At 40.5% G+C, this 20,588-nt stretch carries 22 protein-coding genes and 2 riboswitches; of the genes, 21 read left to right on the forward strand and 1 reads right to left on the reverse strand.

Going from position 1 to position 20,588, the window contains the following annotated elements; translation table 11 throughout:
* Positions 1–7: 7 nt before the first annotated feature.
* The 6 genes from AAHB15_RS11830 to AAHB15_RS11855 all read left to right on the forward strand — a co-directional run bounded on the left by AAHB15_RS11830 (position 8) and on the right by AAHB15_RS11855 (position 3,902).
* The gene (locus tag AAHB15_RS11830) at positions 8–1,789 is read left to right on the forward strand and encodes an acyl-CoA dehydrogenase family protein (RefSeq protein ID WP_342042424.1); all 1,782 of its coding nucleotides are present in this window, start codon (positions 8–10) and stop codon (positions 1,787–1,789) included.
* Positions 1,790–1,957: 168 nt separating this feature from the next.
* On the forward strand, positions 1,958–2,314 hold the full coding sequence (locus tag AAHB15_RS11835) for an arsenate reductase family protein (RefSeq protein ID WP_342042425.1): 357 nt from the start codon (positions 1,958–1,960) through the stop codon (positions 2,312–2,314).
* 50 nt (positions 2,315–2,364) lie between these two features.
* Positions 2,365–2,748: a glycine cleavage system protein GcvH gene (gene gcvH / locus AAHB15_RS11840; RefSeq protein WP_335574937.1), complete on the forward strand. Its 384-nt coding sequence runs from the start codon at positions 2,365–2,367 to the stop codon at positions 2,746–2,748.
* A 111-nt stretch (positions 2,749–2,859) separates the two neighbouring features.
* Positions 2,860–3,099, forward strand: coding sequence for a YusG family protein (locus AAHB15_RS11845; protein ID WP_098532404.1), 240 nt, complete (start codon positions 2,860–2,862; stop codon positions 3,097–3,099).
* A gap of 131 nt (positions 3,100–3,230) precedes the next feature.
* Positions 3,231–3,587 (forward strand): toprim domain-containing protein, encoded by a 357-nt coding sequence (locus AAHB15_RS11850; RefSeq protein WP_098532403.1) that lies wholly within the window; start codon positions 3,231–3,233, stop codon positions 3,585–3,587.
* A 6-nt stretch (positions 3,588–3,593) separates the two neighbouring features.
* Complete coding sequence (locus AAHB15_RS11855) at positions 3,594–3,902, forward strand: thioredoxin family protein (RefSeq protein WP_335574936.1); 309 nt, start codon at positions 3,594–3,596, stop codon at positions 3,900–3,902.
* A gap of 486 nt (positions 3,903–4,388) precedes the next feature.
* Here AAHB15_RS11855 and AAHB15_RS11860 read toward each other — a convergent pair whose 3' ends face one another.
* Positions 4,389–5,258 carry a nuclease-related domain-containing protein gene (locus tag AAHB15_RS11860; RefSeq protein WP_342042442.1) on the reverse strand — a complete coding sequence of 290 codons (870 nt, stop codon included), beginning with the start codon at positions 5,256–5,258 and terminating at the stop codon, positions 4,389–4,391.
* Between the two features lie 255 nt (positions 5,259–5,513).
* On the opposite strand from AAHB15_RS11860, the gene AAHB15_RS11865 reads away from it, so the two are divergent.
* The 15 genes from AAHB15_RS11865 to yunB all read left to right on the forward strand — a co-directional run bounded on the left by AAHB15_RS11865 (position 5,514) and on the right by yunB (position 20,571).
* Positions 5,514–5,861 carry a hypothetical protein gene (locus AAHB15_RS11865; protein WP_342042426.1) on the forward strand — a complete coding sequence of 116 codons (348 nt, stop codon included), beginning with the start codon at positions 5,514–5,516 and terminating at the stop codon, positions 5,859–5,861.
* Between the two features lie 65 nt (positions 5,862–5,926).
* Positions 5,927–6,027, forward strand: a riboswitch (SAM riboswitch).
* 67 nt (positions 6,028–6,094) lie between these two features.
* Positions 6,095–7,411, forward strand: a complete 1,317-nt coding sequence (locus AAHB15_RS11870; protein WP_342042427.1) for an O-acetylhomoserine aminocarboxypropyltransferase/cysteine synthase family protein — start codon at positions 6,095–6,097, stop codon at positions 7,409–7,411.
* A 128-nt stretch (positions 7,412–7,539) separates the two neighbouring features.
* Positions 7,540–7,646: riboswitch (SAM riboswitch) on the forward strand.
* Between the two features lie 130 nt (positions 7,647–7,776).
* On the forward strand, positions 7,777–8,802 hold the full coding sequence (locus AAHB15_RS11875; protein WP_335574932.1) for a methionine ABC transporter ATP-binding protein: 1,026 nt from the start codon (positions 7,777–7,779) through the stop codon (positions 8,800–8,802).
* Positions 8,795–9,463, forward strand: coding sequence for a methionine ABC transporter permease (locus AAHB15_RS11880; RefSeq protein WP_335574931.1), 669 nt, complete (start codon positions 8,795–8,797; stop codon positions 9,461–9,463). The genes AAHB15_RS11875 and AAHB15_RS11880 overlap by 8 nt, the downstream gene beginning before the upstream one ends.
* Positions 9,464–9,477: 14 nt before the next feature.
* Positions 9,478–10,317 (forward strand): MetQ/NlpA family ABC transporter substrate-binding protein, encoded by an 840-nt coding sequence (locus AAHB15_RS11885; protein WP_335574930.1) that lies wholly within the window; start codon positions 9,478–9,480, stop codon positions 10,315–10,317.
* A 379-nt stretch (positions 10,318–10,696) separates the two neighbouring features.
* Positions 10,697–11,482: a Fe-S cluster assembly ATPase SufC gene (sufC, locus tag AAHB15_RS11890; protein WP_098528016.1), complete on the forward strand. Its 786-nt coding sequence runs from the start codon at positions 10,697–10,699 to the stop codon at positions 11,480–11,482.
* 21 nt (positions 11,483–11,503) lie between these two features.
* Entirely contained in the window at positions 11,504–12,814 is a 1,311-nt protein-coding gene (gene sufD / locus AAHB15_RS11895; RefSeq protein WP_335574929.1) for a Fe-S cluster assembly protein SufD, read from the forward strand.
* Positions 12,814–14,043 carry a cysteine desulfurase gene (locus AAHB15_RS11900; RefSeq protein WP_342042428.1) on the forward strand — a complete coding sequence of 410 codons (1,230 nt, stop codon included), beginning with the start codon at positions 12,814–12,816 and terminating at the stop codon, positions 14,041–14,043. Before sufD ends, AAHB15_RS11900 begins: the two co-directional genes overlap by 1 nt.
* Entirely contained in the window at positions 14,033–14,479 is a 447-nt protein-coding gene (sufU, locus tag AAHB15_RS11905; protein ID WP_144566820.1) for a Fe-S cluster assembly sulfur transfer protein SufU, read from the forward strand. Before AAHB15_RS11900 ends, sufU begins: the two co-directional genes overlap by 11 nt.
* Before the next feature lie 47 nt (positions 14,480–14,526).
* Positions 14,527–15,924, forward strand: coding sequence for a Fe-S cluster assembly protein SufB (sufB, locus tag AAHB15_RS11910; protein WP_335574927.1), 1,398 nt, complete (start codon positions 14,527–14,529; stop codon positions 15,922–15,924).
* A 305-nt stretch (positions 15,925–16,229) separates the two neighbouring features.
* Positions 16,230–17,084, forward strand: coding sequence for a DUF72 domain-containing protein (locus AAHB15_RS11915; protein WP_342042429.1), 855 nt, complete (start codon positions 16,230–16,232; stop codon positions 17,082–17,084).
* Between the two features lie 18 nt (positions 17,085–17,102).
* Entirely contained in the window at positions 17,103–17,924 is an 822-nt protein-coding gene (locus AAHB15_RS11920) for a sulfite exporter TauE/SafE family protein (RefSeq protein ID WP_342042430.1), read from the forward strand.
* A gap of 7 nt (positions 17,925–17,931) precedes the next feature.
* Entirely contained in the window at positions 17,932–19,287 is a 1,356-nt protein-coding gene (locus AAHB15_RS11925) for a bifunctional metallophosphatase/5'-nucleotidase (RefSeq protein ID WP_335574924.1), read from the forward strand.
* A 67-nt stretch (positions 19,288–19,354) separates the two neighbouring features.
* A complete protein-coding gene (locus tag AAHB15_RS11930; protein ID WP_144566838.1) occupies positions 19,355–19,657 on the forward strand; it encodes a YunC family protein in 303 nt (100 codons plus the stop codon).
* Between the two features lie 122 nt (positions 19,658–19,779).
* On the forward strand, positions 19,780–20,571 hold the full coding sequence (yunB, locus tag AAHB15_RS11935) for a sporulation protein YunB (protein WP_251563069.1): 792 nt from the start codon (positions 19,780–19,782) through the stop codon (positions 20,569–20,571).
* Positions 20,572–20,588: the final 17 nt, after the last annotated feature.

Here is a 20,588-nt window from a genome sequence, read left to right on the forward strand (position 1 = left end):
AATTTTAATGACTGAAACAAAAAAGGTTGTCAAAGGCGGAAGCTTTTTAGTTGAGGATTTATCCTATCAAGATATATTTACACCAGAAGATTTTAATGAAGAGCACTTAATGATTGCACAGACAGCTTCCGATTTTGTGGAAAAAGAAGTTGTCCCACAACTTGAGCACTTAGAAAATCACGAATTTGATCGCACGGTGAAGCTTTTAAAGAAAATGGGTGAGCTCGGCCTATTAGCTGTTGACGTTCCCGAAGAGTTTGAAGGGTTGGGCTTAGATAAAATCACTTCATCGCTAATTACGGAAAAAATGGCGGGAGCCGGTGGATTCTCCCTTTCTTATGGTGCACATGTCGGAATCGGATCCCTGCCAATCGTTTTGTTCGGTAATGATGAGCAAAAGAAAAAATATTTACCTGCCCTGGCATCAGGCGAAAAAATCGCCGCTTATGCCTTAACAGAGCCTGGTTCCGGTTCTGATGCTCTAGGCGCTAGAACCACAGCGAAATTAAATGCCGCAGGTACTCACTATATTTTGAATGGCGAAAAGCAATGGATCACCAATGCTGGTTTTGCGGATGTATTTGTGGTTTATGCAAAAATCGATGGTGAGCACTTCACTGCATTCATTGTAGAAAGAGATTTCCCGGGCGTATCAACGGGTGCCGAAGAAAAGAAAATGGGCATCAAGAGCTCTTCAACTCGTACATTGATTTTAGAGGATGTAGCAGTTCCTGTTGAAAATCTGTTAGGTGAGTATGGTAAGGGCCATGTGATCGCCTTTAACATCTTAAACATCGGCCGTTATAAGTTGGCAGTCGGCGGTGTCGGCGGTTCGAAGAAGGCATTTGAGATGACAGTCAAATATGCAAATGGCCGTAAACAGTTTAAAACAGCCATTTCTCAGTTCAATTTAACAAAAGAGAAGTTTGGGACAATGGCATCGAAAATTTATGCGGCTGAAAGCTCTGTCTACCGCACGATTGGCCTATATGAAGAAAACCAAGGAAAGCTTTCCACCGAGGATGCGAAAGATCTTAAAAAGGTGGCAAATGCAATTGCAGAGTATGCTATCGAATGCTCGGTGAACAAATTCTTCGCAAGTGAAGTATTATCCTATGTAGTCGATGAAGGTGTCCAAATCCATGGCGGTTATGGCTTCATGCAGGAATATCCGATTGAAAGAGCCTATCGTGATGCCCGGATTAACCGGATTTTTGAAGGAACCAATGAGATTAACCGCCTGCTAGTACCAGGTACACTAGTGAAAAAAGCATTAAAAGGCGAACTGCCACTATTCCAAAAAGCTTTAGCACTGCAAGAGGAATTAATGATGTTAATGCCCGAAGAGCCTGGTGATGAGCCATTAGCTCAAGAAAAATACCTTGTCAGAAATGCCAAAAAGATTGCCTTATTGGCTTCCGGTTTGGCTGCGCAAAAATTTGGTAAGGCATTAGAAAGAGAGCAAGAAATTTTAGCTAATATTGCTGATATCGTTTCAAACGTATATGCAATGGAATCTGTTGTGCTGCGTACCGAAAAAGCCATTGCAAAAGACGGTTTAGAAAAGAACAAGCAGAAGCTTCTCTATACTCAAATCTTCTGTCAAGAAGCCTTTAATGAAATAGAAGCAACCGCAAAAGAATCGCTTGTAGCGATTGAACAAGGCGATACGCTTCGAATGATGCTAACATCACTGCGCAAGTTTACACGCCATCAGCCAATCAATGTAATTGCCAAAAAACGCGAAGCTGCCGACGTCGTTATCGAAGCTGAGCGCTATACAGTCTAATATTGTGGAGCCCCTTCATTTTTGATGGGGCTCTATTATATTTTTAAAGAAAGAAGGAAATTATACAAAAGGTGTCGAATTTTACCTATTGGAGTGCGGTCTATTAGGAGTTTAGAGAGCCATATGATAAAATTTTCTATGAATTAAAGGATAGGGTGGTGAAAACCATTGGCTTTAACTTTTTACTGGTATCCAAAATGCGGCACATGCCGTAACGCGAAGAAATGGCTGGATGCACATCATCTTTCCTATGAAGAAGTACATATCGTCGAGCATCCCCCGTCACGAGATCAGTTGCAGGAACTTTATCAAAAAAGTGGCTTGGATTTAAAGAAATTTTTTAATACAAGTGGTTTAAAATATCGTGAATTAGGGATTAAAGATAAAATGAAGACGGCAACTGAGGACGAATTGCTCGATTTGCTTGCATCTGATGGGATGTTAATCAAAAGGCCGATATTGACGGATGGCGAACTCGTTACCGTTGGTTTTAAAGAAGAAGAGTTTGAAAAAAATTGGCTCTAGCTTCTAATTGAAGGTGAATTTTTATATAAAAACCAGGAGGGATTTTGCATATGAGTACACCAAAGGAATTACGTTATTCTGAAGAACATGAATGGGTAAAGGTAGAAGGGGAAAAGGTCCGCGTCGGGATCACTGCCTTTGCACAGCATGAATTAGGAGATATCGTTTTCGTAGAACTTCCAGAAGTTGGTGCTGAAATAACAGCTGACGAACCATTTGGAAGTGTTGAATCAGTCAAAACCGTTTCTGAGCTTTATGCCCCTGTCAGCGGTAAAGTTGTGGAAGTAAACGAAGAATTAAGTGACAGCCCTGAGTTTGTCAACGAATCTCCATATGAAAAAGCATGGATGATTGTTATCGAGCCTTCCAATGTAGGCGAAGTAGACAAACTAATGACTGCTGAGCAATATGAAGAAATGATTAAAGAAGATTAATCCCTTTCAAAGCACCTATTCTTATGGGTGCTTTTTCTCTTAAATTTCCACTCCTTTTCTTGTCGGGCAGGGACAGACTATTCCTAAACCATATTGAAGAGGGTGGAGCAAATGACATTAAACCAACAAAAGATTGATGTGACCGACCGAGTGGTTGGAAAATTAAAAAATGGCGAAATTGAACTGTTTCTTGAAAATACATCAATAGGTAAAATAAAGCTTTCTGATCAGATGCAAGTGGAATTAGATCATCATTTTGAGGCAGAACAACAAAAAATTTATCAGCATGTAACCGTAACTGAACAGCCGAATGCCAAGTATACCGACTGTGATGATGGTGGATGGTGTTAACATAATTTCAAGCAAATACCTATTTCTTAGCGGACAATCATGTTATAGTTAACTTACTAACAAGATGGTACACGAAATCAGTATTTTAGAATATGTTAACATAAACAACTTTATATTACAGGTGATGGGATATGAATGATTCGTATGTTGACAAAGTTCTTATTGTCGAAGGAAAATCCGATAAAAATAAGGTTAAGCATATTGTGAAGGAACCTGTGGAGATTATCTGTACAAATGGAACCATCAGTCATTCCAAGCTAGAGGAGTTGATTGAGTTTCTTGAGGATAAGGATGTTTATATCCTTGTCGATGCAGATGATTCAGGTGAGAAGCTTCGCAAACGATTTAAACGTGAATTTCCCCATGCGGAGCATTTGTATATTGACCGGATGTATCGGGAGGTAGCGACGGCCCCTGAACACCACTTGGCAATGGTCCTATTAGGGGCAAATATTGATGTACATGCTGAGTATTTAGAAATGAGTTAATGTGTGATGAATGAATGGAATCGAACTGAATTGGCTGATTTCCTCGACCGTGAGGGAATCGGTCTGTTATATTTCTATACCCCTCTATGCGGCACCTGTCAGGTAGCGTCTCGGATGCTTCAAATCACGGGTGAGCTTGTAGAGGTTACAATGGGAAAAATGAACCTGAATTTTTATCCGGATTTGGCTAAGAATTTTGCAATTGAGAGTGTACCAAGCCTGTTGATTATTCGTAATGGTGAGGTCCAGGAAACGATTTATGCGTTTCATTCTGTTCCATTTTTGCTTGAAAAAATTAAATCTTATCTAGGGTGAGCAGATGCGGGGAGCGCATCTGCTTTTTCTATGAGGCTGTGGGCGAAGAAGGAACATAATTTTCCCCCAACTGGTAACAAAGGGTTGGGCACGGTCAAAATAAAAAGGAATTGTGCCCATCACGGTGAAGCGGAAACGGTCAAAATAAAAAGGAATTGTGCCCATCACGGGTAAAACGGAAGCCGTAATAGTCAAAATAAAAAGGAATTGTACCCATCACGGGTAAAACGGAAGCCGTAATAGTCAAAATAAAAAGGAATTGTGCCCATCACGGGTAAAACGGAAGCCGTAACGGTCAAAATAAAAAGGAATTGTGCCCATCACGGTAAAGTGGAAGTGGTAACGGTCAAAATAAAAAGGGATTGTGCCCATCACGGGTAAACAGAAAAAGGCAACCGTCCAAATAAAAAATAATTGTCCCATTAAATGAATTAAGAGCTATCTTTTCTAACAAAAACTCGCGACAGTAAACATACATACCTCTGGCTATTCGTAAAAGAGCCCCTTTGTCTTTCCATTACAGATCAAGTTTTGTTTTAGAACCCTCCGAATAGTTTTTTTTGAATCAATACTCTCACACCATTCAAAAACTAAGTTAGTTGTAATTTTCTCATTAGGATAAAGCAACTTTATTTCCCCTACAGCTCTTAAAACCGCAGAGTCAAGCCCCTCACAATGCCCACATACCTGACACTGCACATGTCTATCAAAACTAGAAACATCAAAAGAATGACAAACAGCACAAATAATCCCTTTCTTTAACATATCAATTGAATACTTTGAGTACTTTTCATAGGGGGACTCCGTCTGGTGCATAGATACTAATTGCTCAGCTAGACGTTTATGGCGTCCATTTAAAGTGGATGATTTCCTATTTAATTTACACATAAAATCAGGCAGCTGATTTGGATAGATTATGGGTTTATTCATAGGGGATTGATATAAGTGGAATTTAGGGTTAATAAAAATTACATATGCCTCAATAGTCATGTGATACCCAAGGCCTTGAAGTAGCTGCCTGAGCAGAGATTCACACCGTTCTAATTGTAGCAGAGGATTCTTAATTTCCTTTTTGATAGCGAGAGAATAAAACCTGCCATTTTCATAATTAAAATCACCTTCATAATTTTTTACCTCGAATAGGTGAATGGGGTCTTGTCTAATCATCAACGTATCAATTTGAAACTTGTTATTGTTTGACTCCAGCAATAAGTCATGTAAGAGGTAACTTGGAGGTTCGAGCTTCCCCGTTAACAAATCAAACATTTTTTCACCCTCATAACCTTTAGCTTTATTATGAAGATATTTTTTTTCCTTTTCTTCTAATTCTGTTCTAGCGTCTAATAGCTTTAATATTCTTAATTCAAGTGGTTCTGGGCGATCCTATAAAATCATACTCCACATCCTTTCTAGTATCACCTTCATTTTAACCAGAATCCCAAGTCAAAGATTTGACTATTTTTTAACACTTTCGAAGACTCGACATATTTCTCGGGAAATCGTCTTAAATAGCCCATTTCATCAGAGAATTGTCGAGCGATAATCAAAGGAATACCGCCTTCCATGCTGAATAAGTAAACTAATACGTGCGCAAAGACCGGAGTGGTAGAAATGAACGAACTGGCAGAAAAATTCTTAGGAAAATTCACCTTACAGGGGCATATCCTAAGCTTAATCAGACATACCGATATAAAAGTAAAATTTTGTTGTGAAGAGGGAACTGCTACAATCGAAATCAAAAATGGAAAAATATCATTACTAAACAATCTGGATTCAATATGGTACGAGATTAAGGGAGACTCCAACGCAATGAAACAGCTTTTCGAAGGAACCGAAACACTGCGAACACTCGAAAAGAAAGGACAGCTAACCGTATCCGCCCCCCTAAGAACAACGCTGCTCCTAGAATCCATCTTCTTTTTAACAAAAGCACATGAAAATCTTGCTAAAGTCATATAATCCTATATGTTGACTCGGAATTAAATTTCTAGTAATCTATATTTAACAACAATTGATAGCGCATATTCTTATCTAGAGTGGTGGAGGGACTGGCCCTTTGAAGCCCGGCAACCGGTTATAAAACACGGTGCCAATTCCAGAGAGCAGCTTGCTCAAAAGATGAGAAGAGTTAACCCCCTCTTCTAGGAAGCGGGGTTTTTTCATTTTTTTGATAAAAAGGAGGAACAGGAAAAATGGCGGAAAATCAAAAAAAGTACCGTTTTGAAACACTAAGTGTTCATGGAGGCTTGTCACCAGATCCTGTAACAGGAGCACGCGCTGTCCCAATCTATCAAAACAATGCCTATCAATTCAAAAATACAGAACATGCAGCCAACCTGTTTAGTCTAGTAGAACCAGGGTACATATACACAAGAATTCACAACCCAACGACAACTGTTTTTGAAGACCGCGTCGCACTATTAGAAGGAGGAGTAGGAGCACTCGCCGTTGCCAGCGGCATGGCTGCCATTACACTCGCGATCTTAAATATCGCCGAAGCAGGCGATGAAATCGTCGCTGCTTCCAATCTTTACGGCGGAACCTATAATTTATTAGCGGTTACCTTGCCTAAATACGGAATCAATGTAAAATTTGTCGATGCAGAAAATCCGGAAAACTTCCGCAACGCAATCACTGAAAAAACAAAAGCCGTCTTCGCAGAAACCATCGGTAATCCAAGTTTACGAGTACTTGATATTGAAAAAGTGGCCGACATTGCCCATGCAGCAGGGGTCCCCTTAATTATTGATAATACCTTTGCCACACCATATCTCTGCCGGCCAATCGAACATGGTGCCGATATTGTCGTTCACTCGGCAACTAAATGGTTATTAGGCAACGGAACCACAACTGGCGGCATTATTGTCGATGGCGGTAAGTTTGATTGGAATTCTCCAAGATTCCCAGGCTTCACCACCCCGGATGACAGCTATCATGGCCTTGTCTATGCAGAAGCCTTAGGGGCAATTGCCTATATCATAAAAGCGCGCGTCCAATTATTACGTGATCTCGGACCTGCACTAAGTCCGCAAAATGCCTTCCTGTTTACATTAGGGCTAGAAACGCTTCATGTGCGGATGAAGGAGCATGTAGCCAATACCAAGCAAATCGTTGATTATTTATTAGCTCATCCGGCGGTGGAGTGGGTATCCTATCCTGGTCATAGTTCACATCCAGATTATCAATTAGCGGAAAAGTATCTGCCTAAAGGAGCCGGCTCAATGGTGGTCTTTGGTATTAAAGGCGGAAAAGAAGCGGGAGCAAAATTGATCAATTCCTTAACACTCTGGGCACATGTTGCCAACGTCGGTGACGCAAAGAGCTTAATTATTCACCCTGCCAGCACCACACATCAGCAGCTCGATGCCGAAGGACTTAAGGCTGCCGGTGTATCAGAAGATTTAATCCGTCTCTCCATCGGGATTGAGAATGTCGAGGATTTAATGGATGACCTTGAGACAGCGATAGAATCTGCGACAGGATTAACCTCACTAAAAGCGAATGCCTAAATTTTACCTACTATTATGTTCAGAAAAAATCGTTGACACCCCATTTTATCCGTGATACGATAACTTTTGTTAATATAATAAGTTTACTTAAATAATATAATGTTTTAATTGAATATAGAAGCTGTAAGCTCTTATCGAGAGAGGTGGAGGGATGTGCCCGATGAAGCCCGGCAACCGTCAATATTTATTGAAATGGTGCCAATTCACACAAAGCGTTTGCTTTGGGAGATGGGAGAAAGGTTTATTTTTGATAATGCCTTTCTGCCCGCGCAGAAAGGTATTTTTATTTTTCTGAAATAATAGAATTCTTTTTACTCTTACAGTTAACCCTATATCCAAGATTTCGATAAAAAGTAGGTGATCAAATGATTTCAATTCAGAATGTTCGGAAAATATTTCCCGGTAAAAAAGGTGAACTTAAGGCAGTCGATGATGTAAACCTTGAGATTAAAGATGGAGAAATCTTCGGCGTGATTGGCTATAGTGGTGCCGGAAAAAGTACGTTAATCCGCATGCTAAATGGGTTAGAGCTCCCAACAGAAGGAAGCGTTACGGTTGCAGGTCGTGTTATATCAAAAGTTAAGGGGTCTGAACTTCGCAAGGCCCGTCAGGAAATCAGCATGATCTTCCAGCATTTTAACTTACTGTGGTCAAGAACAGTCAGTGAAAATATTGCCTTTCCACTAGAAATTGCCGGTGTTAAAGGTCCGCAAAGAAAGAAAAGAGTGGCAGAGCTTGTTAAACTGGTTGGTTTGGAAGGCCGGGAAAACGCCTATCCATCAGAGCTTAGCGGTGGTCAAAAGCAACGGGTTGGAATTGCCAGGGCACTCGCGAATAATCCAAAGGTATTACTTTGTGACGAAGCAACTTCAGCGTTAGATCCTCAGACAACAGATTCAATCCTCGAATTGCTGGTGGATATCAATAAACGCCTAGGTTTAACAATTGTGTTAATTACACACGAAATGCACGTTATTCGAAAAATCTGTCACCGCGTGGCTGTTATGGAAAGCGGCAGGGTCGTTGAGCTTGGTTCAGTGCTGGATGTCTTTAAAAATCCGCAGCAGCCAATCACGAAGCGATTTGTCCAGCAAGTATCAGAGAATGAAGATACAAAAGAAGCGGCAGATCATTTGCTTGAGCGTTATCAATCTGGTCAGATTGTTCAATTAACCTTTATTGGTGAATCAGCTGAGCAGCCAGTTATCACAAATTTAATCCGTCATCATCAGGTCACGGTTAATATTTTACAAGGCAAAATAGCGCAAACGCAAAATGGATCATATGGAACCCTGTTCATTCATATCGATGGCGACGACAAGGAAGTTAACCATGCAGTTGATTTCATTCGCGCTCAAGCTGTAGGTGTGGAGGTGGTTACAAATGATTAAACATTATCTTCCAAATGTTGACTGGTTAATCATGTGGGAAGAAACAAAAAATACACTTTACATGGCAGGTATTTCCGTTGTAGCAACCTTCATTTTAGGTACCTTACTAGGATTAGTTTTATTTCTTACTTCCAAAGGGAACCTCTGGGAAAACAAACCAATCAACGCTGTGATTAGTGCCATCGTCAATATTTTTCGCTCGATTCCGTTTATTATCTTAATTGTATTATTAATCCCGCTGACCACCATATTAGTTGGATCGATGATCGGTGAAAATGCAGCATTGCCTTCTCTTATTATTGGTGCGGCTCCATTTTACGCAAGAATGGTGGAAATTGGCCTTAGAGAAATTGATAAAGGGGTCATTGAAGCTGCCAGATCAATGGGGGCAACTACTGGGACGATTATCTGGAAAGTTTTATTGCCAGAATCAATGCCAGCCCTTATTTCTGGAATCACAGTTACCGCAATTGCTCTTGTTGGGTATACAGCTATGGCAGGTGCGATCGGTGCCGGCGGCCTTGGGAACCTTGCGTATAACTATGGTTTCCAAAGAAACCAGAACGACGTTACACTAATTGCAACAGTTATTATTTTAATTATCGTTTTTGTGATTCAGTTTATCGGTGATTTTATCACTTCAAAATTAGATAAAAGATAAAAGGAGAGGTCAACATGAAAAAATGGTTAACATTAGTTTTAACAGCAGCACTTGTGCTAGCATTAGCTGCATGCGGAAAATCAACTGACAAGTCTGAAGGTACAGACACGAAAAGCAGCACAACCAAATTAGTGGTCGGAGCATCTACTGTTCCACACGCAGAAATCTTAGAAAAAGCAAAACCAATTTTAAAAGAAAAAGGTATTGACTTAGAAATTAAGACGTTCACAGACTATATACTTCCAAACAAAGCTTTACAGTCAAAAGAGCTAGATGCAAACTATTTCCAACACATTCCATACCTGGAGTCACAAAATAAAGAGTTTGGCTATGGTTTCGTTAATGCTGGCGGTATCCACATCGAGCCAATTGGAATTTATTCTAAGAAATACAAGAAACTAAGCGATCTTCCTACTGGCGCTCACTTAATCATGAGCAACTCTGTCGCTGACCACGGCCGTCTGCTTTCATTATTAGAAGCACAAGGACTTATCAAATTAAAATCGGGCATTGATAAAACAAAAGCAGAAATCAAAGATGTTGTAGAAAATCCTAAAAAACTAGTATTTGATGCAGATTACGAAGCAAAACTTTTACCACAAATCTATAAAAACGGTGAAGGCGATGCCGTTTTAATCAACTCAAACTATGCTATTGATGCAGGTTTAAACCCAATTAAAGATTCAATCGCGATTGAAGACAAGAACTCTCCATATGTGAACGTCATTGCGGTTCGTAAAGGTGATGAAACCAAACCAGCGATCAAAACACTTGTAGAAGTTCTTCACTCTAAAGAAATCCAAGACTTCATCCTTGATAAATACAAAGGTGCAGTTGTACCGGTTTCTGAGTAATATATAATAGGTAAAAATGGGTAAGTCAGTGAGTGATTCACTGGCTTTTCCTCGTTTGTTTGAATACATGAAACAGGTTGATTGGGTAAAAATAGAAAAGTATTTATAGTCTATTACAGTTGGAAATGATAAAAAAATGAGGTATGATTCTATTCGGGTCTATTCTACATAAGGGGTTATTATCAGAATCTTCATTCAAATGTTCTGTTTGTATTCTCAATTAGTTTTATCTTAATGAAAATAGCTCTTTGTTTCTACTGTTTAAGAGTTGCTAATACATTTCATTTGTTATAAGATTGTAATGAGAATAAAATGAGAATAGAACTACAAACAAACTTGCATTGCAAGCTAACAACACTTTCTTTTCGGAGGTATAAATATGGCTGGATCAACTTTAACGATCAAAGATTTACATGTAGCAATTGATGGGAAAGAGATATTAAAAGGTGTTAACCTTGAAATAAAGGGTGGAGAAATTCACGCAATCATGGGACCAAACGGTACTGGTAAGTCCACCTTATCATCTGCCATTATGGGACATCCAAAATATGAAGTAACTAGCGGTTCGATTACTCTAGACGGACAAGATGTTCTTGAAATGGAAGTAGATGAGCGCGCACGTGCAGGACTATTTTTGGCAATGCAATACCCAAGCGAAATTAACGGCGTCACAAATGCCGATTTTTTACGTTCGGCGATTAACAGCCGTTTAGGTGAAGGAAACGAAATTTCGCTTATGAAATTTATTCGTAAGATGGATAAGCAAATGGAATTCCTTGAAATGGACCTGGATATGGCACAGCGTTATCTAAATGAAGGATTCTCCGGCGGTGAGAAAAAGCGTAACGAGATTCTTCAATTAATGATGATTGAGCCAAAGATCGCGATCTTGGATGAAATTGACTCTGGACTAGATATCGATGCCCTAAAGGTTGTTTCAAAGGGTGTTAATGAAATGCGCGGAGAAGATTTCGGCTGCCTAATTATCACGCACTATCAACGTCTTTTAAACTATATCACTCCTGACCATGTGCATATTATGATGCAAGGCCGTATTGTTAAATCAGGCGGACCAGAGCTGGCACAACGCTTAGAAGCAGAAGGATATGACTGGATCAAACAAGAGCTTGGCATTGAAGATGAAACAGTTGGGCAAGAAGCGTAACTGAGTGTTAGGAGGATTACAATGACAACAGAAACCAAATTACCAGTTGATCAGGAATTTGTCCGCTCGTTCTCGAAAGAAATGAATGAGCCTGCTTGGTTTGAAGAATTCCGGCTTAAAGCACTAAACGAATTCGAACAGCTTTCCATGCCAAGACCTGATAAAACCAAAATAGAGAAATGGAATTTCACACAATTCCAACAGCACACAGTCAAAAGTGATGCCTATCCATCACTAGATGCACTTCCAGAGGAAGTAAAAGCATTAATAAATGTAGAGGATCAAAATAAAAATCTCTATATCCAGCGAAATCAGACTCCTGCCTTTTTAACTTTATCTGAAGAGCTGAAAAGTAAGGGTGTTATCTTTACGGATCTATTGACAGCTGCAAGAGAACATGGCGACCTTTTGAAAAAGTACTACATGACTCAAGCCATCAATATGGATGAAAACCGTTTAACTGCCCTTCATGCAGCATTAGTAAACGGAGGAGTTTTCTTATACATTCCGAAAAATGTGGAAATTAAAGAACCAATTCAGGCAGTGTTTGTACAAGATCATGCTGAGGCAAACCTATTTAACCATGTGATTGTAGTGGCAGAAGATAATAGTGCTGTCACATATGTAGAAAACTACATTTCTACAGTGGAAACCTCAAATACTCTTGCAAATATTTTGACTGAGGTTATCGCCAATGTGAATGCAAAAGTCCAATACGGGGCTGTTGATTATTTGGCAAAAGGGATTACCACTTATGTCAACCGTCGTGGTGTAGCAGGTAGAGATTCCCGGATTGAATGGGCTCTTGGCCTTATGAACGAAGGAAATACTATTTCTGAAAACACAACAAACTTACTTGGCGATGGCTCAACTGGCGATACGAAAACTGTCGTAGTCGGCCGTGGTGACCAGACGCAAAACTTTACGACAAAGGTTGTTCATTTCGGTAAAAATACGGTCGGAAATATTTTAAATCATGGGGTTGTAAAAGATAGTGCGACTTCCATCTTTAACGGTATCGGTAAAATTGAACATGGTGCATCGAAATCTGATGCAGAGCAAACATCCCGTGTCCTTATGCTAAGTGAAAAAGCACGTGGAGACGCTAATCCAATTCTTTTAATCGATGAAGATGATGTTGTTGCAGGTCATGCTGCCTCTGTAGGACGCGTTGATCCAGTTCAACTTTATTATCTAATGAGCCGTGGAATCTCAAAAACAGAAGCAGAGCGCTTAGTTATTCATGGTTTCCTTGCACCGGTTGTTACCCAACTTCCAATTGAAGGAGTAAAGAAACAATTAACTGAAGTGATTGAAAGGAAAGTTCGCTAATGAACATCCAAGATATTCGCAGCCAGTTTCCAATCCTTGATCAAGAAGTGAATGGCAAACCATTGGTTTACTTGGATAGCTCAGCTACTTCCCAGAAGCCGATACAGGTTATTGAGACCATTGAAAAATATTACCGTGAAATTAATTCCAATGTCCATCGCGGTGTTCATACGCTCGGAACTAGAGCTACGGACGCATATGAAGGGGCAAGGGAAAAGGTTCGTAAATTCATAAATGCTAAATCCATACAGGAAGTAATTTTTACAAGAGGCACAACGACTTCCCTTAATACGGTAGCTTCTAGCTATGCAGCAGCCAATTTAAAGGAAGGCGACGAAATCGTAATTACTTACATGGAGCATCATAGTAACATTATTCCATGGCAGCAAGTAGCGAAACGTACAGGTGCCCAGTTAAAATACATCCCGCTTCAGGAAGATGGCACTATCTCACTAGAAGATGTTCGGGCAACGATTACGCCTAATACGAAAATTGTATCTGTGATGCAGGTTTCTAACGTACTTGGCGTAATCAATCCCGTTAAGGAGATTGCCCAAATTGCTCACGAGAATGGAGCAATCATGGTCGTTGATGGTGCTCAAAGTGCACCGCATATGAACATTGATGTGCAAGACCTCGATTGTGATTTCTTGGCCTTCTCTGGACATAAAATGTGCGGTCCTACCGGTATCGGTGTTCTATATGGAAAAAAACATCTGCTTGAGAATATGGAGCCAATCGAATTTGGCGGCGAAATGATTGATTTTGTACACTTGCAAGAATCAACCTGGAAGGAACTGCCTTGGAAGTTTGAAGGCGGCACTCCTATCATTGCTGGTGCTGTAGGTCTAGGAGCGGCCATCGACTTTTTAAATGAGGTTGGCTTAGACAATATTGCCGAGCATGAACATAAGCTTGCGGCCTATGCACTTGAAAAAATGTCTGCGGTTGAGGGCATGACCATTTATGGTCCTCTTGATGCAGCTAAGCGTGCAGGACTTATTACGTTTAATATTAAAGATGTTCACCCGCATGATGTAGCAACCGTATTGGACGCAGAAGGAATTGCCGTCCGTGCCGGCCATCACTGTGCACAGCCGCTGATGAGATGGCTAAAAGCCTCTGCTACTGCACGTGCAAGTTTTTATTTATACAATACTGAAGAAGATATTGATAAACTCGTTGAAGGGCTTGTCAAAACAAAGGAGTATTTTAGCGATGTCTTCTAGAAATTTAGATTTAGATGCATTATACCGTCGAGTAATCATGGACCATTATAAAAAACCCCGTAATCGCGGTATTTTAGAGGATGGCAGCCATACGATCAATATGAATAACCCTACCTGTGGTGATCGAATTCAATTAACCTTTAAGGTCGAAGATGGAATCATCAAGGAAGCTATGTTTGAAGGAGAAGGCTGCTCGATTTCGATGTCTTCCGCCTCGATGATGACGCAGGAGATCAAAGGGAAAAAAGTGGAAGAAGCACTTAAATTATCAGAGATTTTTTCTGAAATGATGTTAGGTCACGATCACGATGATTCCATAGATTTAGGTGATATTGAGGCACTGCAAGGTGTTTCTAAATTCCCTGCCAGAATTAAATGTGCAACATTAGCATGGAAGGCAATGGAAAAGGGATTAAAGGAAGAGGAACAAAAGTAAAACGATTGGGCTAAGGCTTTAATCGTTTATGAAGGAGGAATACGACGATGGCAAAAAAGATGCCTGAAATCGGGGATTATAAATACGGTTTTGCCGATAAAGACGTTTCCATTTTCCGATCAAAACGTGGATTAACACGTGAGATTGTTGAAGAAATTTCAAAAATGAAAAATGAACCACAGTGGATGCTTGACTTCCGCTTAAAGTCTCTTGAGCATTTCTACAATATGCCGATGCCACAGTGGGGCGGAGATTTGAATTCTTTAAGCTTTGATGAAATTACGTACTATGTAAAACCATCTGAAAAATCCGAGAAATCTTGGGATGAAGTACCAGAGGAAATCAAAGCTACTTTTGATAAGCTTGGTATCCCTGAAGCAGAGCAAAAATACCTTGCTGGTGTATCTGCGCAGTACGAATCAGAGGTTGTTTATCATAACATGAAGGAAGATCTTGAAGAGCTAGGAATCGTCTTTAAGGACACAGACTCTGCCTTAAGAGAAAACGAAGACATTTTCCGTGAACACTGGGCAAAAGTAATTCCGCCAACGGATAATAAATTTGCAGCGTTAAACTCAGCTGTTTGGTCTGGCGGTTCATTCATCTATGTACCACCAGGTATTAAGGTAGATACGCCATTACAGGCATACTTCCGAATCAACTCTGAGAACATGGGTCAATTTGAACGTACCCTTATTATTGTTGATGAAGGTTCCTCTGTACACTATGTAGAAGGATGTACAGCACCAGTTTATACAACTAACTCTCTTCACAGTGCGGTTGTTGAAATCATCATTAAAAAGGATGCTTATTGTCGTTATACAACGATCCAAAACTGGGCAAACAATGTGTTTAACCTTGTTACCAAGCGTGCGGTTTGTGAAGCGAACGCAACAATGGAATGGATTGATGGTAATATCGGTTCTAAGTTAACCATGAAATATCCTGCGGTTATTTTAAAAGGTGAAGGCGCACGTGGTATGACATTATCGATTGCGATTGCTGGTAAGGGTCAGCACCAGGATGCGGGAGCAAAAATGATCCACTTAGCACCAAATACATCCTCAACGATTGTATCTAAATCCATTTCTAAACATGGTGGTAAAGTAACATATCGTGGTGTGGTTCATTTTGGACGTAAAGCAGATGGAGCTCGTTCGAATATTGAGTGTGATACATTGATTATGGATAATCAATCAACATCCGATACGATCCCATACAATGAAATTCTAAACGACAATATTTCTCTTGAGCACGAAGCGAAGGTATCGAAGGTTTCTGAAGAGCAGTTATTCTACTTGATGAGCCGCGGTATTTCTCAGCAAGAAGCAACTGAAATGATTGTAATGGGCTTCATTGAGCCATTTACAAAAGAATTACCAATGGAATATGCCGTTGAGATGAACCGTCTGATTAAGTTCGAGATGGAAGGCTCTATCGGTTAATATTTTAAAAAAAATACCCGTTTGCCATCTAAGGCAGGCGGGTATTTTTTTTTATGGTTAGTGATACTCACGGACCAGTTGGTTTATTGGCGGAATTAATTTGAAAACCGACGGAAAAAAGTCCTGAATTGGCGGAATAATCGAAGAATGGCGCGGAAATACCCCTAAAACCGACGGAAAAACTCCCAAATCGCGCGGAATTAATCAACGCACACAATTCCGATCTCCCAAAAAACCAACACTAGCTGCCGTTATTTTGGCGGAACAAAAAATGGTTATGCTATTATAAGATAGGGGTGACAGACATGATCTACATTGGTGTAACAGGCTGGGGCGACCATGATAGCCTTTATCCAGATAAAATAACCTCAAGAGATAAACTAAAGGTATATGCCGGGCATTTTCCAACCGTCGAAGTGGACTCCGCCTTCTATGCCATCCAGCCAAAACGAAATGCTGAAAAGTGGGTCAATGATACCCCGGATAATTTTCAATTTATTGTCAAAGCCTATCAAGGGATGACCGGCCATCAGCGGGGAGAACTTCCGTTTGACAACATACATACCATGTTCAAAGCCTTTAAAGAGTCATTAGAACCTTACATTGAAAAAAACAAATTAGCCATGGTCCTATTTCAATTTCCGCCCTGGTTTGACTGTAAAAAAGAGAACGTCGATTATCTAAGATGGTGCAGACAAGAAATGGGGGACATCCCTTGCGCACTGGAATTCCGGCACCAATCCTGGTTTGCCGCTGCTTATCGGCAAAAAACACTAGAATTTATGAAATCGGAAAAATGGATTCATAGTATTTGCGACGAGCCGCAATCAGGCGAAGGATCAATTCCCACTGTTCTGCAGCCTACCACAAAAGACCAAGTCCTCGTAAGATTTCATGGCCGAAATGTTTACGGCTGGCAGAAACGGAATGCGGAAAACTGGCGGGAGGTCCGTTATCTCTATCGCTATAATCAACAGGAACTGCAGGAATGGAAGGCTCATATCGAAAATTTGGCAGCGGAATGTAAGCATGTATACCTTCTGTTTAACAATAACTCCGGCGGGGATGCCGCCGATAATGCAAAAGAAATGATGAAACTCCTGCAGCTCACATATGAAGGGCTCGCACCTAAGCAGCTCGATTTATTTAATGAACTATAAACTAGAAGGTGAACACAAATGGAGTGGATACTCTTAATATTAATTGGAATTGCAGCTAGTTCACTCGGCTCCCTGATTGGCATGGGAGGAGGAATTATCGTCGTTCCTGCCTTGCTTTACCTGGCAACCCTCCCGTCCTTCCATCACTTGACATCACAAGTGGTAGTAGGTACCTCGCTGTTTACGATGATTTTTACGGGCTTATCGTCGACGCTTGCTTATATGAAACATAAAACAGTCGATTATAAAAGCGGGCTCATTTTTCTAATCGGCAGCGGACCAGGAAGTATTTTGGGTGCATGGGTAACGGAAAAAATGGGCTTACATTCTTTTAACATCTATTTTGGTACATTTATTCTTTTTGTCTCGTTCGTCCTAATCGTTAAGGACAAATTAAGGCCGCTTCCGTTTCGCAAGGATAAAGGAATTGTCCGTACTTTTACCGATAATAGCGGCCGCTCCTTTGAATATGGTTTTAACCCTATTTTAGGAGTCGTGATTGCCTTTGTCGTCGGGTTCCTATCAGGAATTTTTGGGATTGGCGGCGGATCACTCATGGTACCAACGATGATCTTGCTATTTTTCTTCCCGCCGCATGTGGCCACAGCTACATCGATGTTCATGATTTTACCAACTTCAATCCTTAGTTCCATCACACATATCTCGTTAGGAAACGTGAATTGGCTTTATGCCTTGGCCTTAGTGCCGGGAGCATGGATTGGTGCAAAGGTTGGTGTCTATTTAAATACGAGGTTTAAGAGTAAAACGATTGTCATCATTATCAGAGCCACCCTCATCATTGTTGGGGTGCGCTTAATCTATCAAGGGATAACAGGGTAGGACAAACATGGAAACAATACATATCTTTCATACAAATGATTTTCACAGCCACTTGGAGCATTGGCCCCGAATCCACAATTTCCTTATGAGAAAAAAGGAGTACTATCATAGCAGGGAAGAAGAGCTTTTTTTATTTGATATTGGTGATTTCATTGACCGCTGGCATCCTTATACGGAAGCAACCAAAGGAAGAGGGAATATTGAACTCCTAAATAGTTGCGGCTATACAGCTGTTACGATTGGGAATAATGAGGGAGTTAATCTTCCCCATGAAGATTTGGATCATCTATATGATGACGCAGACTTCGATGTACTTAACGCAAACCTGTATAATGCCAATAATGGTAGTTATCCTAATTGGGTCAAACCTTATAAAATCTATGACACAAAAACAGGAACTAGAATTGGAGTCATTGGTCTCACTGCCTGCTTTAGCCATCTATACAATCTACTGGGATGGGAAATCACCGATCCAATCTCAGAGTTAAAAAAATGGCTGAAGCCTTTAAGGAAAGAGGCTGATATAATCATCTTACTTTCCCACCTTGGCCTTCAAGATGATGAAAACATAGCTGCGAATTTTCCAGAAATCGACGTGATTTTAGGGGCACATACCCATCATTTCCTCGAACAAGGGGAGGTGGTGGGGCAGACACTGATTGGAGCCGCGGGGAAATTTGGTCATTATGTCGGCCATATGACACTCACCGTCAATGAGGATAAGGATGTTGAAAATAAAAAAGCCATTCTTTACGACTTTGAGGAGATCCCTGAGCCCAAAAACGAACAGGAGCTAATTACGGACTTTTTTAAAAAGGGGAAAGAGCTTCTTAATCAACACATAACCATTCTTAAGGAACCATTGCTTCATGATTCTTTTCATAAAACAAATCTTTCGCAATTACTGTGCAAAGCTTTACGAGAGTGGTGCCAAACAGATTGTGCGATGATAAACGCTGGTCTTCTCTTGGGCTCATTATCTGGTGAGGTAACGACCTATGATTTGCTTAAAATTTGTCCTCATCCCATTAATCCATGCATCATTGAACTGACTGGGGAGGAGCTGGAAAAAATACTTACGGAAACAAATGGTGCTGAATTAGCTCGCAGAGAGATAAAAGGCCTAGGTTTTAGAGGGACCGTCTTGGGGATTTTTGTTTATGAGGGAATCCACTTTTCAGATGGTCAAATCTTCATCAATGATACGTCCTTGGAACAAGATAAAACCTATACTCTGGCGCTTCCCGATATGTTTACCTTTGGTCATTTTTTCAAAGAGGTTTTACCGCATAAACACAAGAACTATCTTCTCCCGGAATTCTTACGAGACTTATTAAAATGGGAGTTGGAAAAACGCGAATAGACCATAGCCTGTCACCCTTTAATCCTTCTAATCATACAGTGATAGTAAGGAAAGGGGTGAGGAACCTTTGGTTGAGCTTTCACCAATTGAAATTAATGGCCATACCTTCTTGGCTGTTACTGTGTTACTCCCTAAAACCACCTTGCTTACCGTCTCAAATGATAAGGGCTATATCATGTGCGGTGCATTAGACGTAGGCCTATTAAATGATAAACTGAAAGATCGAAAAATCATTGCTGGGCGGGCTGTCGGCGTCCGGACGATTGAGCAGCTTCTAAACGCTCCTTTAGAGTCGGTCACATGGGAAGCAGAGGAACTTGGAATTCATAAGGGAATGATAGGTAAAGAGGCTTTGCTTAAAATGATTTAAATGCTTGCTATATTTAGCAGGCCTTTTTCTTTGGTTTGCAATAGTCCTAACTTCAGCTGCTCCTTTTTTATGGGCTAGTTCATCTTTCTTGTGCATACATATAACAAGAAGGGGTGATTTACTTGGCTAAGTTTTCTAGACGGCTACGCAAACGGGGGCCTCTGCCTTTCCGCTACGTCCTGTTGTTATCCTTTATCCTTTTCTTGTTCTCTACTGCATCAGGATTATGGCTCGTGAATAAGGGGATTGAGCCGACTTTAATGAGAATTGCTACATCTGAAACACGGAATATCGCCTCACTTGTCATCAACAGAGCCATTACCAAACGAACCACCAATGTTGGTGATAATAATGATGTGATTAAAATAGTACCAGGCAGTAACGGCAAAGGGCAAAATGCCCAATTAAATACCGATTTAATCAATCGAGTACTGGCAGAAACCACAGCTCAGATTCAAAAGAATTTAAAAACAGCTAAAAAAGGTGATATTGCTTTATTGGAAAATGATGTGGAAATTGAAACAGAAAATACCGAAAAAGAGGACGGAATTGTCTGGTATATACCTTTAGGGCAGGCAACAAATATCACTTTATTAGGGAACATTGGCCCGAAAATCCCAGTGAAATTTCATGCCATCGGTGAAGTAGAACCGGATGTGCATATTGCCACAAAAGAAATGGGAATCAACAATACGTGGATGGAGGTTTCTGTAGATATAGAGGTTTCCGTACAAATTATTACTCCATTTGCAACAGAAGTGACGAAACTAAAACAAAGCATACCGGTTGGTGGAACCCTTGTGGAAGGGGAAGTACCGCAATTTTATAATCATGGAGGTAGCTTAACACCTTCCATACAGATACCGGAAAAAAAGACGGACACCAGCAAGAGTGAAACTAAAAAAACTAACTAAAAACAATTAGTAAGGAC

The organism is Bacillus sp. OTU2372 (genome assembly GCF_038440275.1).
Taxonomy (GTDB): Bacteria; Bacillota; Bacilli; order Bacillales; family Cytobacillaceae; genus Neobacillus; species Neobacillus bataviensis_B.

Bases quoted from the DNA above. Each gene is read 5' to 3' on its own strand.
- AAHB15_RS11830 (WP_342042424.1), top strand. From the start codon at position 8: ATGACTGAAACAAAAAAGGTTGTCAAAGGCGGAAGCTTTTTAGTTGAG.
- gcvH (WP_335574937.1), top strand. From the start codon at position 2,365: ATGAGTACACCAAAGGAATTACGTTATTCTGAAGAACATGAATGGGTA.
- AAHB15_RS11845 (WP_098532404.1), top strand. From the start codon at position 2,860: ATGACATTAAACCAACAAAAGATTGATGTGACCGACCGAGTGGTTGGA.
- AAHB15_RS11850 (WP_098532403.1), top strand. From the start codon at position 3,231: ATGAATGATTCGTATGTTGACAAAGTTCTTATTGTCGAAGGAAAATCC.
- AAHB15_RS11855 (WP_335574936.1), top strand. From the start codon at position 3,594: ATGAATGAATGGAATCGAACTGAATTGGCTGATTTCCTCGACCGTGAG.
- AAHB15_RS11865 (WP_342042426.1), top strand. From the start codon at position 5,514: ATGAACGAACTGGCAGAAAAATTCTTAGGAAAATTCACCTTACAGGGG.
- AAHB15_RS11870 (WP_342042427.1), top strand. From the start codon at position 6,095: ATGGCGGAAAATCAAAAAAAGTACCGTTTTGAAACACTAAGTGTTCAT.
- AAHB15_RS11875 (WP_335574932.1), top strand. From the start codon at position 7,777: ATGATTTCAATTCAGAATGTTCGGAAAATATTTCCCGGTAAAAAAGGT.
- AAHB15_RS11880 (WP_335574931.1), top strand. From the start codon at position 8,795: ATGATTAAACATTATCTTCCAAATGTTGACTGGTTAATCATGTGGGAA.
- AAHB15_RS11885 (WP_335574930.1), top strand. From the start codon at position 9,478: ATGAAAAAATGGTTAACATTAGTTTTAACAGCAGCACTTGTGCTAGCA.
- sufC (WP_098528016.1), top strand. From the start codon at position 10,697: ATGGCTGGATCAACTTTAACGATCAAAGATTTACATGTAGCAATTGAT.
- sufD (WP_335574929.1), top strand. From the start codon at position 11,504: ATGACAACAGAAACCAAATTACCAGTTGATCAGGAATTTGTCCGCTCG.
- AAHB15_RS11900 (WP_342042428.1), top strand. From the start codon at position 12,814: ATGAACATCCAAGATATTCGCAGCCAGTTTCCAATCCTTGATCAAGAA.
- sufU (WP_144566820.1), top strand. From the start codon at position 14,033: ATGTCTTCTAGAAATTTAGATTTAGATGCATTATACCGTCGAGTAATC.
- sufB (WP_335574927.1), top strand. From the start codon at position 14,527: ATGGCAAAAAAGATGCCTGAAATCGGGGATTATAAATACGGTTTTGCC.
- AAHB15_RS11915 (WP_342042429.1), top strand. From the start codon at position 16,230: ATGATCTACATTGGTGTAACAGGCTGGGGCGACCATGATAGCCTTTAT.
- AAHB15_RS11920 (WP_342042430.1), top strand. From the start codon at position 17,103: ATGGAGTGGATACTCTTAATATTAATTGGAATTGCAGCTAGTTCACTC.
- AAHB15_RS11925 (WP_335574924.1), top strand. From the start codon at position 17,932: ATGGAAACAATACATATCTTTCATACAAATGATTTTCACAGCCACTTG.